The 15,111-nt window shown below is 50.3% G+C and carries 10 protein-coding genes; 2 read left to right on the top strand and 8 right to left on the bottom strand.

Annotated elements, in window-relative coordinates; genetic code table 11:
- Window positions 1-172: 172 nt before the first annotated feature.
- Together L855_RS11525 and L855_RS11520 are read left to right on the top strand one after the other, a co-directional pair.
- Complete coding sequence (locus L855_RS11525; protein ID WP_159788135.1) at window positions 173-1,498, top strand: calcium-binding protein; 1,326 nt, start codon at window positions 173-175, stop codon at window positions 1,496-1,498.
- Window positions 1,479-3,896 carry a glycosyltransferase 61 family protein gene (locus tag L855_RS11520; RefSeq protein ID WP_159788133.1) on the top strand — a complete coding sequence of 806 codons (2,418 nt, stop codon included), beginning with the start codon at window positions 1,479-1,481 and terminating at the stop codon, window positions 3,894-3,896. Before L855_RS11525 ends, L855_RS11520 begins: the two co-directional genes overlap by 20 nt.
- A gap of 134 nt (window positions 3,897-4,030) precedes the next feature.
- Here the strand turns inward: L855_RS11520 and L855_RS11515 are convergent, their stop codons facing one another.
- The 8 genes from L855_RS11515 to L855_RS21465 all read right to left on the bottom strand — a co-directional run bounded on the left by L855_RS11515 (window position 4,031) and on the right by L855_RS21465 (window position 15,086).
- Window positions 4,031-5,371 (bottom strand): tetratricopeptide repeat-containing sulfotransferase family protein, encoded by a 1,341-nt coding sequence (locus L855_RS11515; protein WP_159788131.1) that lies wholly within the window; start codon window positions 5,369-5,371, stop codon window positions 4,031-4,033.
- A 71-nt stretch (window positions 5,372-5,442) separates the two neighbouring features.
- Window positions 5,443-6,159: an ABC transporter ATP-binding protein gene (locus L855_RS11510; protein WP_159788129.1), complete on the bottom strand. Its 717-nt coding sequence runs from the start codon at window positions 6,157-6,159 to the stop codon at window positions 5,443-5,445.
- A 52-nt stretch (window positions 6,160-6,211) separates the two neighbouring features.
- Window positions 6,212-6,772, bottom strand: coding sequence for a tetratricopeptide repeat protein (locus L855_RS11505; RefSeq protein ID WP_159788127.1), 561 nt, complete (start codon window positions 6,770-6,772; stop codon window positions 6,212-6,214).
- Window positions 6,773-6,774: 2 nt separating this feature from the next.
- Entirely contained in the window at window positions 6,775-7,422 is a 648-nt protein-coding gene (gene coaE, locus L855_RS11500; protein ID WP_159788125.1) for a dephospho-CoA kinase, read from the bottom strand.
- On the bottom strand, window positions 7,422-8,216 hold the full coding sequence (locus tag L855_RS11495; protein WP_159788123.1) for an SAM hydrolase/SAM-dependent halogenase family protein: 795 nt from the start codon (window positions 8,214-8,216) through the stop codon (window positions 7,422-7,424). The genes coaE and L855_RS11495 overlap by 1 nt, the downstream gene beginning before the upstream one ends.
- A gap of 91 nt (window positions 8,217-8,307) precedes the next feature.
- On the bottom strand, window positions 8,308-9,975 hold the full coding sequence (locus tag L855_RS11490) for a serine/threonine-protein kinase (RefSeq protein WP_159788121.1): 1,668 nt from the start codon (window positions 9,973-9,975) through the stop codon (window positions 8,308-8,310).
- Window positions 9,976-10,156: 181 nt separating this feature from the next.
- The gene (locus tag L855_RS11485) at window positions 10,157-11,464 is read right to left on the bottom strand and encodes an SGNH/GDSL hydrolase family protein (RefSeq protein ID WP_159788119.1); all 1,308 of its coding nucleotides are present in this window, start codon (window positions 11,462-11,464) and stop codon (window positions 10,157-10,159) included.
- Between the two features lie 22 nt (window positions 11,465-11,486).
- A complete protein-coding gene (locus L855_RS21465; RefSeq protein ID WP_246198826.1) occupies window positions 11,487-15,086 on the bottom strand; it encodes a response regulator in 3,600 nt (1,199 codons plus the stop codon).
- Between the last annotated feature and the right edge of the window lie 25 nt (window positions 15,087-15,111).

The raw sequence follows: 15,111 nt of genomic DNA, 5'->3' as shown, positions 1-15,111 counted from the left end.
CCCAAAATGTCATCTTATAATCCATAAGATTCTCAGTTCTTCTCAATCAAAGAGATAATTGAAGTCTTACACTGTCACCGTTTGATGGCCATTATTATAGAGGTTTTAAATTCCTCGATGTTATTAGGCGGCAACTATTAACCCAGTGTGATAATCGGAGTGAAATCCTAGTATGTCTCTAATCGAAAATCCGACAACTCCAAGTAGTTCAGAACCTAATGAAGATGGAGGATTGAACATCATCGGTCAAACCGATGAAAGTAATCTCCTCAATGGTACCGATGACAATGATCTGCTCCTCGGATCTGACCCCGCATTCGGTGCTGATGCAGGCATGGCAGATACCCTCTATGGAGGTGCTGGTGATGATACCATCGCTGGTTTTGGGGGCGATGATAGCCTTGTTGGTGGTGAAGGAAATAACCTAATCTTTGGTGGACAAGGCAACGACACCGTTGTGGGTGGATCAGGAGATGATACCCTTTATGGCGGTCAAGGTAACGATTATATCCTCGGTGGAAGTGGCGACAATGTCCTCTCCGGTGATAGCGGAGATGATACGGTCGTTGGTGGTGATGGAGATGACTTAATCTTTGGTGGTCAAGGAAATGACTATATCGTTGGGGGAAGTGGCAACAACACCATGTATGGTGGACAAGGAAATGACACAGTAATTGGTGGTGATGGGGATGATTTATTGTCCGGAGATCTCGGCGATGATTACCTATTTGCGGGAGGCGGTAATAACACCTTAACTGGTGGAGATGGGAATAACACGGTCGTTGGTGGAGAGGGCAATGACTTGATGTTTGGTAATCAGGGTAATGATTACCTCATGGCTGGCGGGGGCAGTAATAGCCTCTATGGTGGACGAGGTGATGATACCCTTATCGGCGGCGATGGCGATGATATCCTGTCTGGGGATATTGGCGATGACTATCTCTTTGCCGGTGGTGGTAACAATATGCTTCTCGGTGGCGATGGCAATAACACCCTGATTGGTGGCGATGGCAATGATATGCTTGCGGGCCATTCCGGGAATGACTATCTCATGGCCGGCGGGGGCAGTAACAGTCTCTATGGCGGTCAAGGTGATGATACGCTCATTGGCGGTGATGGCAATGATGTCCTCTCGGGCGATCGCGGTAACAACCTCCTGACTGGGGGGCTTGGTAATGACACCTTCCTCTTCAGCAGTCATGGCAACATGGAAATTACGCCCGATCAGATTGGCAATGACACGATTACTGACTTTATGTCTGGCCGAGATAAAATTGCCCTCGATCGCAATGTTTACACGGCCCTGGGTGACAGCCTAACCGCGTCTGACTTCGTGGTGACGGACTTCGCTGATGGGTCTAGTGATGCCAGACTGATCTATGAACAATCGACTGGGCAGTTGTTCTATAATCCCACCAACGCCGTTGGGGATGAAGTGACCATTGCTCGCCTGGAAACGTTACCGGATTTGACTATCAATGACTTCGAGTTGTTGTAAAACGTCTCCATCTGCACCGTTGCCCGACTCGGAGTTTGAAGAGGCGAGGCGGGCCTACCAGAAAGCCATTGACTGCGATCGCCTCCGGCCAGAACCCTATGCCTATCTAGGGCAACTCTATGATCACAAACAGGACTATCCTCAGGCGGCCCGCTATTATGAGGCGGCCCTACAGCTGCGTCCCCAATGGCAAGCGGTTCGCTATAACTTAGCTCGGGCTTATCTGCATCAGGGAGCCGATGCTAGAGCCTATCAGCACTATCGCCTGGCCCTAGAACAGAATCCCCAGGATGTGAAAGCCTACAATGACCTGGGAACCCTCTATGAACGGTGGGGACAACTCCAAACCGCCGCCTCTTATTATCGCGAGGCGATCGCCCGACAACCCGATCGCTCCCAAGCCAAACGCAATCTAGCCACCCTCCTCCTGAAACAGAATCGTCTTCAAGAGGCGGAAAGAGTGCTGGTTGAACTCCTGACGAACAGCCCCAACTCTGCCGATCTTCATCATCTTCTGGGCCACTGCGATCGCCTCCGGGGTCGTCTGGAGGAAGCTCTAGCTCACTATTTACAAAGCCTAAACCTCGATCCCCATCAGGCTCGGGTTCATGAAGACTTGGGTAAACTCTTCGATCGCCTCAAACAACCCGCCGCCGCTCTCATCTGCTTTAAACAGGCCCAAAAACTCAATCCGCAACAGTTAGATCTCTATGGCTCTTGTGCCAATATGGCCCTGCAACTGGAACGGCCCGCAGAGGCGATCGCCTACTGGTTGGAGTTTCTGCCACAACTCCCCGACTATGGGAAAACCTGGCTTGAAATCCTCAGTCAAGGGCCGATTGTTTCCCAGGAAGATGGGCCGCCGTCAGATTTATATGATCGAGCCTTTCTGGCCCGACAAGGGGTCATCCAACATCTGATGAGAGCGGCAGATGTCCAATCGTGTCAGGATGCTCTTGCAGAACTTTATCGGGCCTGGGGGGATGTCCGTTTGGAATATGGGGCAATTTTGGAAGCCCAAACCTACTATCAACTCTGTCTGACACTCCGGCCCGAGGATGTTTTGGCTCGACAGGGGTTGGGGGCCAGTGTTGTGGCGAAACAAGAACAGGAGGTTCGCCAGAAGAGATTGCCCCAACAGTCTCCTCAAGGATGGCTCCCCCGAACCCAATCTGCATCAGCTAGGGGAGTTCGTTGTTATGATGTGGCTTGCCAAGAGGAGACGGATGGCCTTCCAGGAATGGCTCTAGCGGAGACTCCACAACCGCCAGGGCAACAACTCAAGGCCTGTCAGGGAGTCAACTGTCAAACCTGTCTCAATCGCCTACAAGAACAGTTCGCCCCGGTGGCCCTACAACGGAGCCAGTATCACTGTCCGCCGGGAGCCAAACCCCTTCAATTGAACCGCAATCGCTTTACCGCTGAGATTGCCCAGGGACGGGTTTGGACAATGCCTCAAACCCATTGGTGGCAAGTCTGTGAGGCGATCGCCGTTATGACAAGGGACGATGATCTGTTGGCAGATCTCTCCCGAGAATATCCGGGTGAACTCCCCGGATGTCCCAACCGTCACCTCAATCCTGGCCAACATCGGATTTTTAACCGAGTTCAACTCCCCCCAGTTGAACCCATTGAGGGGACGGTGGCGGTTCTAACGGGATTATCGGCTAATGTCTATTTTCATTGGATGGTGGATGTTTTGCCCCGTCTGGATATCTTGCGTTGCAGTGGCCTCCCCGAGGCGGAGATTGACTGGTTTTATGTCAACAGTGTTGCCAAACCCTTTCAGCGGCAAACCTTGGAACAGCTCGGGATTCCGGGCGATCGCATCCTGGAGAGCGATCGCCATCCGCATCTGCAAGCCACTCGCCTGGTAGTTCCCAGTTTTGCCGGCCCTATTGGCTGGGCCACGGGAGAGTCCATTGAGTTTCTGCGATCGCAGTTTCTCCCCAGTCAGCCGTCACTGGCTCCCACCTCTGCCAAACGACTCTATATCAGTCGCCAAACGGCCCAGTATCGTCGCGTCATCAACGAACCTCAGCTCATTCAACGGTTGCAACACCAAGGTTTTCAGGTAATTGCCTTAGAAGATTACAGTGTCACAGAACAAGCACAATTATTTGCCAATGCTGAGATCATTGTTGCCCCTCATGGAGCTGGACTCACCAATTTAGTATTTTGTCAACCCGAAACCACGGTTATTGAGTTATTTTCTCCCAATTATATCCGCTACTACTATTGGTCAATTTGTCAATATCTGCAACTAAATCATTATTATTTAGTTGGCTCTGACCTCCCCTGTTCTGTCTTCCGCAATCTTCTCTATCCTGATGTCCTCACAGAAGATTTTTGGGTTGATATTGAAGCGATAGAACAGGTGATTCAGGAACGAGCATAATGTGGTTTTTCTAGGGGAGAGGGAGAGGGGAACCACGTAGGGGCACGCCCTTGTGGCTGCCCGAGGACACAGACTTAGGGGTGATTCCTTCTCTTTTAGTTTTTCTCTAGTTCCCTTTTTTCGTTAAGGGCTATTTATGATTCAAAAAAAACTTCACCTAATAAATTATTCAAGTCTTGATTATGGAATTTATAAAACTCATTTAAAACATCACGAATTTTGGCATCACTGGCAGGATACGCACCCGTATTATACTTCGGATAGTGAGAGAGGGGCTGGTGTGGTAATCCCAAAAACTCGTAAACTTGCCTTAATGTAGCTTCTGGATTCTCGTAAAAGCGTTCACTCTTTAAAATCAAAAATCTCTCCCTTGGAAAATAGGAAAACCATCGTCTGAGATGGTCGGCATAGAGTCCTCGCTCTAAATAGTTCTTAGGAACACCGCCATAGGGAGAATTAGGACTGAGATTTTTGAAGTTCATCTCGAATGCGTCCTCTAAGGATAATGATTCTTGATGGATTTTTCGCCAATGGTGATAATGAGAAATTGCCCGATCTACAGGATTTCGCAGGAGAATGATAAACTTGGTTGTGGGACAATGACGCGCTAACCGTTCTGGGGTTTCTGGAAAGTCGAAATAGTTGGGACAGGCTTCCCCGGTTTGATAATCCTGAATAGGTTTGCCACAAGAGTATCTCCCGATGGGAAATTGGGATAAATACCAATCCAGTCCCTGGTAAAACTTCCAAGACCAAAACTCAAGTTCTTTCCGTAACGGGGGTAAAATTTGAGGGTGTTGACTCAGATAAGCATATAAAGAGCTGGTTCCCGCTTTTTGCACGCCGAGAATCATAAAATTGATGCTGGCTGTGGGGTTAGAGGTCTGGGATTGATGGGATTTTGGTTTATCTGATGTATGATTAAGGGCAATTTGTTTTAACTGGGGATACATCAGTTTAACCCCTTTTTGGTAATAGCTAATCGCTGCCTTGGTTTGATTTTGTAAGGAGAGAGCATCCCCTAGGTTGATATAAACATTTAAGGACTTGGGGAATTGAGTGAGTGTTTTTTGGAATTGTGCAATCGCCTCGGGAACCTTGTTTTCATGCTTTAAGGATTGCCAAAATAGGGGATAATAATACCAAGGAAAATCAGGATTAAGGGGAATACTTTTTAAATAGAGTCGTACCATGGCAGCGCGATCGCCCAAATGGGAAAAACAAGCCGCTTGCTGATAGAGTGTCTGAAAATTATCCGGTTCGAGGGTCAAGGAACGTTCATAGGCATCAATGGCCCTCTGCCATTGTTGGAACGTCATCAACCAATCTCCCCATTGCCGATGTTGGCTTGCAGAATCGAGGTCTAGGTTCGAGTCATGCTCTAGGCTACGATGGTAGTAGGCGATCGCCTGTTGGTGATGGCCCTGTTGACGATAACAGTCCGCAAGACGTTGAAAAATCTCGGGGTTGTCCATAATATCTAGGAAACAGAGAAGCAAGGTTCTCCTAATCCTACAGTGACAATGACTGTTAATCCGTAAACTCCCTATTGAACCTTGCCATCCCGAAACCAAATAATGCGCTCGGTTCGTTCTGCAACTTCCGGTTCATGAGTCACCATGACAATGGTAATTCCTGACTCATTTAGTTGAGCAAAAATCCCCATCACTTCATCCGTCGTTTGAGTATCTAAAGCTCCTGTCGGTTCATCGGCCAGTAACAAAACCGGACGATTGACAATGGCCCGTGCAATGGCCACCCGTTGCTGTTGTCCCCCAGACAGTTGGGTGGGTTTATTGTGAAGGCGATCCTGTAATCCCACCCGAATCAGAGCCTCTGTGGCTCGTTCAACCCGTTCCCCATGAGTAACCCCAGCATATACCATGGGTAACATGACGTTCTCTAAGGCGCTGATTTGGGGTAACAGATGAAACTGTTGAAAGACAAACCCCAACTTACGATTACGAACCTGGGCCAGATGACGTTCATCAAACCCGGCCACATTCACCCCATCGAGATAATACTGACCGCGACTGGGGCGATCTAAACAGCCAATCACATTCATAGCCGTCGATTTCCCGGAACCCGATGGCCCCATGATGGCGCAATATTCACCAGGATAAATACAAAAACTCACTCCATCTAGAGCGCGAACTTCCGTATTTCCTGAACCATAGATTTTCGAGATATCTTCAAAGCGAACCAAGGGGCGATCGCTCGATGGAGATAGGGGTGAAATAGAACTCTCAACATCTGTTGCCATGAACCACTCCGATAGTCCTGATTATTAAGTCTGCATGAGTTTGTAAATGAGACTAATCTACAAATAACATCCGCAAAACCGAGGGAGTAAAGGGATTTTCATCCGCTCGTAACATCTCAATCCAGTTTTGCCGTTGGAAACGACGACCCTCATGGTCTGTTTCTTGTACAAAGGCTTGAAAATCATCGATCGCCCCCTCATAATCCCCCAGTAATGCCCGAGCTAAGCCGCGACTATCGCGAATCTCCACATTGTCCGGTTCCATCTCCACCGCTCGATTACAGGCCTTCAGAACCGCCTCAGCTTGATCCCATAAACTGCCATACCAACAGAGGAGATTCCAGGACTGGGCCCCCACCTCAAAATGGAGACTCAGGGCCTCCGCCTCGTTATAAAGGCTGACGGCTTCGATTACCTCCCCCCGCATCACCTTGCGCTCCGCCTCCGAGATTAACTCCGAGGCTCGACGTCGGCGACTGAGCCTCATCTCAGAAGCTATCTCCGATAGTGCTATCTCCGACATTGCAGCGGCGGAGGGGTCTAGATTCACCACCAGACTTCCCGCCACCAAAATTAACGAACTTATAAAACCAGTCCAAAGGTTAACCGTCATCGTCACTGCTCGACTCGCTCAACTTGTTGCAACCACTGTTTAATCTGCTGCTGCCAGCGGCTCGCAGGCCCGCTGTTATCTAAGACTAGCGTAGCCTGTTCACATTTTTCTGACAGGGGCATCTGAGCCTCAAGGCGCGATCGCACCTGAATCTCATCATAGCCATCACGCTGCTGGAGCCGTGCTTTTTGTTGCTCTGGGGTACAGTATACGACCCAAATTTCCGTCACTAAATCCGTCATTTGCGCTTCAAACAGCAGAGGAACCACCAACAGCAGCGGCGGCCAGGAATCGGCCTGGGCCATTGTGGTTCCCGCATGTTTTGCGATCGCCTCGGTAAACTGCTGGCGAATCCAGGGATGAATCTGTTGCTCTAACCAACGTCGTTCCCGTTGCGCCTCCTGGCTCTTGCCGAAAATTCTCTCCCCCAAACCAGCGCGATTAAGATGACCCTCAGGGTGCAAGATCCCCTCACCATAGCGGTCCACAATCCGCGCTAAAACCGCTGTCCCGGGACGAACCGCCTCCCGGGACAAAATATCCGCATCCAGGAGCGGCCAGTGGTAGTGCTGCTGAAGATAGGCGGCGATGGTGCTTTTTCCGGTGGCAATTCCCCCCGTTAAGCCAATAACTGGGGTGGCCCAAGCCATCACGAGAAAACAACCGTCAGGGAATCACCGACCTTTAACCCCAGTTGCTCCTGAGCACTGCGTTGATAGGCCGCTAACTCCAACCAGCCATGACGGGAGGCGATCGCCACAACGTCCGTCTCCTTGGCACTCATATAACTCTCCCCCTGGGGAATCTGACGGGAGGCGGCCTCAACGTGCCAAGACTGTCCCGCCAACTCATCCGAGGGAATGTTTGTAATCAAATTACCGAAGCGATCGCAGTATTGAATCACCCCTAAGACGCGTTTCTCTTGCCATTGCGGGTCTGGTAACGACAAGCGCGTTAAACTATCAGGGTCAATGGCTACCCCCAGGCGATCGACTCGCACCCCCGTCGCCACATGAGCGCCAACGGTGGCAAAAATATCTCGTGCGTGGAACGTCTGACTGGGTTCAGGCGTGCGCCAATACTTCACCTCTGTCAACTCCACCGCGGCCAGAATCTTATCGTGATGTTGCCGTAGCACCCCATCAAAAATGCCATTATCGGGGCCGATGAGAAAGCCATCTTCGAGTTGAATCGCCACCCCGCGCCGTGAAGTTCCCACACCGGGATCGACGACGGCAATATGCACCGTCTCTTTGGGAAAAAAGGGATAGGCATTAGCTAGGCAAAACCGTGCCGCCAGAATATCTTGAGGGGGGATGTCGTGGGTAATATCTGTCACCGCCAACGAGGGTTCAATTTTGGCGATCGCCCCCTTGAGAATCCCTACATAGCCATCACGCTCACCAAAATCTGTCAATAAGGTTAAATGTCGTCGGGAAAACATAAACGCTCCTTTATAAAAATCTCACTCCCCTCATCCTAGCGGGATATTGCCCCAGTCCTGCGTCTGGGTCTCTCCTGGCCCTCCACCCCATTCAGGAAAACAAACCCCGTTTCCCATCGGGGAGGATAGTGCGCCAATTGGTTTTGGCGGCGGTTAACTGTTCCTGAGTTACCTTGGCGTTGGTGAGATTGGCACCACAGAGATTGGCGTTGGTGAGGTTGGCGTAGGTTAAGTAGGCGTTCGTTAAATCGGCACCGCGCAAATCTGCCCCGGCTAAATTGCAATAACTCATAAAGGCATCACTGAGATCCGCATCTCGCAGATTGGCGTGATTCATTCCCGTCTGACTTAAATCGGCCTTATGTAAATTTGCGCCCCGTAAATTGGTTTTAACGAGCTTACTTTCATTAAAATTCACCCCTTCTAGGGTTAACTCATGTAAATCGGCACCACTTAAATTACAATTGGCGAAATCGCGCCGTCCTTTGAAATAATCCCGTTTCAGAATAGCCAGGGTGAGCCGACCTCGGGCCCCGCTTGCGCCACTGAGTTGAGTGGAATTAAGCTGAGTGCGCTCCCGAGAGGTTTGGGAAAAGGAACTACGCAAGCGACGTGGCTGTTGCCGATGGAGGCGAGTATCTGCTAACCCCGTGGCATCGAGGGGATCACTATTGGATAAATGGGTGCGCCAGGAGTCCTCTGAGTCACTGAACCCCGTTTCGGAGGGATTTAACTCCGTTTGCGGTTCGGGGGCCTGGGCCCCCCATTGGGTCATCTCCTCCTCAGCTTCGAGGTGGGTTGGCTCTGGCAGTCGTTGAGGTTGTAGGGGAACCGAATGATCCGCCAACTCCGACTCTGACGGTTGATAATGTAAATCAGCTAACACCTGTTCGGGCGACTGATATCGTTTCGAGAGCAGGGGTTGCAACATCTTATCCAAGACATAGGCCAGGTTCTCACTCACCTGGATGCGATCGCGCCAGGTAATGGCTCCCGTCAAGGGGTCATACCCTAGGCGACGGGGAGATTTTCCTGAGAGTAAATAGAGACAAGTTGCCGCTAAAGCATAAATATCGCTAGAGAACACCGGGTGCATCGCCATTTGTTCAGGGGGGGCAAACCCCGGTGTTCCAATGGCAAAGGAGGTATTCGGCGCTTGATCATCATCGGTGAACATGGCCGTATGGCTGACTTCGTCCTTGACGGCCCCAAAATCGATAAAGACTAAGCGGCTGTCAATACTGCGACGGATCAGATTGGCGGGTTTAATATCCCGGTGAATCACCGATTGACTTTGAAAGTATTTCAGCAATTCCAGGGTTTCATCGAGTACCCCCCGGACTTTAAACTCATCAAAGACCCCATAGCGTTTAACTTCTTGCTTTAAGGTCAGGCCCTTGACATATTCCTGAACCAGATAAAACTGACCGCCAATTTGAAAATAGTCCAGCAGTGAGGGGACTTGGGGGTGGTTCCCAATTTTTCCCAACGTCGCCGCCTCTCGCTCAAACAGTTTGCGAGCGCGGTCAATGACATTGGGACTGTTTGAGGCGACCCGTAATTGTTTAATGGCACAAACGGGTTCACCGGGTAACGCTACATTGCGAGCGGCAAAGGTGGCGCCAAACCCGCCTTGTCCCAAGACTTTGACCGCTCGGTAACGTCCGTGGAGTAGTAGTGGAGAGCCACAACTGACACATTGCTCAGCAGAGTCGTGATTTTCAGGACTCGGACAGGCCGGATTAACGCAATAACTCATGGACAGTTGCTAGGATTTGCGATGAGGAACGATAGGGGAAACGGAGAAACGAAACTTTCCCTGATGTCGAATCAAACTCCTAATTCCATTGTGACATCTCACCCGCCGTGCCAGGGCATGAACTGAAAAACCGAGTAATTTTACGGACAACGACTAGACCTAGCCGATGGATGACCCTATCTTAGAGTAGCGAAAGCATCGCGTCCTCAGCGATCGCCGTCTCGGCAATGTCAGCCAACATTGACTCGGGTAGGGGGAAGGGGTTGCTCTCGTCCATGGGTGCGATGGGTTCCCTGGGCAAGCGTTGCGGATTGGCCAAAGCGAAACGGGTAATCGACTCATTAGTTCGTGCAGAGGGATGAGTCTGATCCCAAAAGACATAGGTATCTGGATCAGCCACGACCTCTCCCGTCAAGGGATCTAATGCCCCATCGGTGCTGTTGACAAAGCCGAATTGTCCACCCATCTCCAAAATCGTGGTAAAGCCAGCTGCGAAATCTAAGCGAACAATCTCCACCCCAAATTGCTCGCTGAACTCATTGAGGCGAGTATCCAATAATTGATTGGCTTGAAACACAGCTCCCGTCAATAAGTCCGATTCCGGTGAGCCTTGCACAGCGGGAACTTGACCCATATCGGGGAAGGCGGGCACAATAAACTGCTCTGCGCCCGCTTCTGCCAATTGGGATAAGTGATCGGTTAGATTATCCACAACCGTTAGAGGATCTTGCTGCGCAAACAGAAAGTCATTTGCGCCAGCAAAGATATAGAACACATCCCCGGGTTGAGGACTGCTCACACCTAAATAGGCCTCGATTTGTGCCCCCACGTTAGGAACCCCCGAAGCTTGCACCCCGGGTCCAGTTTGCGCTCCTGCAAAGGCATAATTGGTCCCGCCAAGGAGAGCCGGAGTGATGGGAGGCAGGCCGAGTCGTTCGGCCAGGAACTCAGGAATCAGGGGACCGTTGGAAAAACGTCCCTGAAAATAGGGAGGAGAGGGGGGAAAGGTCTGATCTAGGGCGAGAAAGAGGTTGCCCGTATCGGATAAACTGTCGCCAAACACCACCAAATCGCCGGTAGCGGGAAAGCCCAAATCAACAAGGGTTTCAAAGCGGCCCACCCCTGAATTGCCTTCGCCATCCGTAAGGCGATAATAATAGGTTTGATTCGGTTGTAGTTCCGTCGCAGTCACTTGTAGCGGTGCGCTGTCCGACTCCCGCTGACTGAAGCTCACTCCTTGAATCTCTTGGAAGTCTGGGGTGAGGGAATATTCGAGGGCCAACACTTGCAAGTCTGGTTGATCGACGGTGAATTCAACCTGGGTTCGACTTACGTTAAGGGTCAGTGCTTCGGTGGTTTCGGGGGCGATCGCATCCCCATCCTGGCGCAACTGATCGAGGGTGACGCTCACATCAGACTGAAATAGGGAGAGAAATGTTAGGCGGTTCATGATGGTGCAATGGTGAGAGAGGTCTTGTAAAATTGCCACAATCCTATCATTGAACCCGTTTCTAGGAAGGGCGTTTTGCTTCCCGACAGCGTTCTAGGTAAGTTTCCACGGCATGATCCGCTGGATTATGGGCCAAGCAGTCTAAAAACAACTCTTCAGCTTCCTCAATTCTTTGACCTTGTAGATAGGCTAATGCCAGTTCAAATTGAGTGCGGGTTGCGGCTTTTCCATCTCGAACAATATCCACATCTGCATCAAAGACTTCAAACACTGAGGTTGGCTTAGTTTTGCCTTTGACCAACACCCGGTCAATGAGACGAATCTGGTAGTCAGAGCTATTATTTAAATTGATGAATGTTTCTTCGGAAATCAACAACGATACACCATAGACTTTGGTCAGTTGTTCAATCCGTGAAGCAACATTCACCGCATCGCTAATCGCCGTACTATTCATATGTCGTTCACCCCCAACGGTTCCCAGCATTAATTTCCCCGTATTAATGCCAATGCCAATTTTAATCGGTCTGCGTCCGGGTCGCTGCCGGGTTTGGTTATAGTCCTCTAAGTTTTTGAGCATGGCGATCGCCGCCTTCACCGCGTCATCGGCTGCCCCCCCAAACAACGCCATGATGGCATCACCAATATACTTATCAACAAAGCCATTATTATCTGAAATTGCCGGCTCCATTCGGGACAAATAACCATTGATAAACTTAAAGTTATCATCCGGTTTCATTCCCTCACTTAATTGGGTAAAATCACGAATATCTGAAAATAAAATCGACATCTCTCGCTCAACGGTATCCCCGAGCTGCACATCAATGATGCTCGATTTATCCAGGAACTGCAAAAACTCTTTAGGTACAAACTTTGCATAAGCCAAGCTCAAGTTGGACAGGTATAAATGAGTTTTGAGTCGAGCCAAAAGCTCTCGCTTATTAACTGGCTTAGTTAAATAATCATTAGCGCCTTCCTGTAAACCAACTACCACATCTTCCGGGCGATCCTTAGCAGTCAACAATAAAATCGGTAACTCATGAGCAGGATAGACCTGCCTGAGTTTGCGGGTGACTTCATAGCCCGTCATTTTGGGCATCATGACATCGAGTAACACCAAATCAGGCTTAAAGCCATTTTTGATGATGTCTAGGGCTTCTATCCCGTTTATAGCTTGGGTGACAATGTAATTTTCTAAAGAGAGATGATTCACCAACACCTGTAAATTAATTACCTCATCATCCACAATCAAAATGTTAAACAGCTTCTCCGGTTCCTCCTCTATTAGAGCCGGCTGGGTCTCCTCAGAAGCAGGCGTTCTTGTCTGGGGTAAAAGAGGCGAAGTTTCCTCATGACCCGTCCCCTGGGAGGTTTCTGGTCTATTTGTCTGTCTTATCTGTGTCAGAAACTGACTGTCTTGGCGTTGGAACTGATGCCAGTCGTCCTCCCAGGAGATTTCCTCCACCAGAGCCGATTTTCCACTTTTTATTCCCTCATGCTCTCCTGCCTCTTGCTGTGTCGTCGTGGCGATCGGCAGACTAAAGGTAAATTGCGAGCCTTTGCCGACAATGGACTGTAGCGTGAGCGTTCCACCATGTAACTCCACTAACTGTTTGGTCACCGCCAAGCCTAACCCAGTGCCACCATATTCGCGGGCGGTGGACCCATCCCCCTGTTCAAAGGAGGCAAAAATAGACTCATGTTTCTCTGCCGGAATTCCGATTCCAGTATCGGACACGGTGACGAGTAAATATCCCTCAGAAATATCTCCATCCTCCGGGCTAGGATCGGACTCTTGCCGAACCGTTAAACTCAAGTCCTGCGGCTCCTCTGCCGGGGAGGTTTGGGTCTGTTCTTCGTGGGAATAGACAGCCGAGATACCTACAAATCCTTCTTCGGTGAACTTAATTCCATTGCCCACTAAATTATAGAGAATTTGTTGTAAGCGATTTTCATCGGCATAGGCGAGGGGAAGCTGAGGAGAAATGGCATTGATGAGTTGCACATTTTTTCGTGATACTAAACTTTGACAAAGATTCAAGACTGAGTCAACGGCTTCCCGGATGCCCACCGGCTTTCGTTGTAAGGTGATTTGCTTATGTCGTAGTTTCGAGAAATCGAGAATATCATTGACGAGGGTATTGAGGCGGTAACAACTTTGGACAATTAAATTGAGATTGTAGCGTTGTTGCGGATTGATGGGGCCGGCGACTTCATCTAGGAGAGATTCGGCAATGCCAATGGTTCCATTGAGGGGAGTCCGCAGTTCATGAGAGGTATTGGCTAGAAACTCATCTTTGAGCTTATCGAGCCGTTGCATCTGTTCATTTTTGGCTTGTAAATCGGAAAAATACTGCTGAAGCTGACCCGCCATGCGGCGAAAGGAGCGGGCTAAATCGCCAATTTCATCTTGACGTTTCAGGGGCAGCTCATGCTCCCATTGTCCATCTGACAGGGCCTGAGCGGACTCTTTCAGTTGTCGCAGGGGCAAGACCACCCAACGGGCCGTTACTACCCCGATCGCCGTGGAGACTACCAAAGCCAAGCCGCATAACAAGATGGTGTTGCGGGTATTGGCATGGATGCGCTCCATGAAATCTCGTTCAGGAATGACCACCACAATCGACCAATTGAGTCCTAAATCATCCTCAAAGGGTCGGACTTGCACCAACTGAGTCTCCCCGTCAAGGTCGAAGCGGTCTTGTCGGGAGGTTTCTAGACGGGCAAAGCCTCCTAAGCGGCTCAATAAGTAACTGGTGGTTTCTCGAATTAGTGGACTTTGGCTTTCACTGGCGTAGAGGCGATCGGGATTCTCGTCATCCCGGGAAAATGGAGGTTCTGATGCTGAGGTGGCGATGAGTTGCCCCTGGTGGTCGACAATGAAGGTTTCTCCCGTTTTGCCCACCTCCAAACTGCCTAAGAAGGCACTGATATCCAGCAGCGACAAATCGACGGCAAAGACCCCCAGTAACTGTCCCTGGTCATCGTAGACCGGTTGTGCCGCCGGGAGGGCTAGATTTTTGTACGGGGCCGCCCAGACGTAGACCTCTCCCCAACCGGGCGATCGCCCCCGAACGGCCCCCACATACCAGGGCCGAGTCAGGGCATCATAATTAGGGATAGCCGACAGTTGCTCCGTCGGCTGTCCTGTGGCATCCGTGGCATAGGTATAAAAATTGTCATCATCGGGGCCCTGACGTCCCGCTTGTCCAATGTGGGGTAGCCCCCCAGGAACCTGCTCCGCTCCGCTAAACTCCCCCTGAGGATTGGCAAAATAAATATAGCTGATGGCCTCAAATAGCCGAATCTGTTGGGCAAAATGGCGATCGAGTTGCTCAAGATTGGTCAGATCGAGAGTCTCAAGCTGAACCGCCATGGCATTCATCTGATTAATCAAATGAGCCTTAGCCAAATAGCTATCGAGCCGTTCCTCAATGCGATGGCTGATTTCCCCCTGTAGCTGCTGTGCCAGTTCATCTACCGCTTGCTGTCCATTGCGGAAGGAGAGATATCCCGTCAGTCCAACCGCCGCAAAAATTTGCAACGCGAAGGGCACAATCAGAACGGTGCGTAGTGGTAATCGGTTTGACAAGTCCTGTAAGACGCGTTGGAGGAACATAAATTCAAGGATACAGCCACGGTGGATGTCACCGTCGTCTGACATGAGTGGGTTGCCAAGAATATCCGAG

The sequence above is a fragment of the Sodalinema gerasimenkoae IPPAS B-353 genome, assembly GCF_009846485.1.
Classification (GTDB): Bacteria; Cyanobacteriota; Cyanobacteriia; order Cyanobacteriales; family Geitlerinemataceae; genus Sodalinema; species Sodalinema gerasimenkoae.
This window is presented reverse-complemented; position numbering and strand designations above follow the sequence as displayed.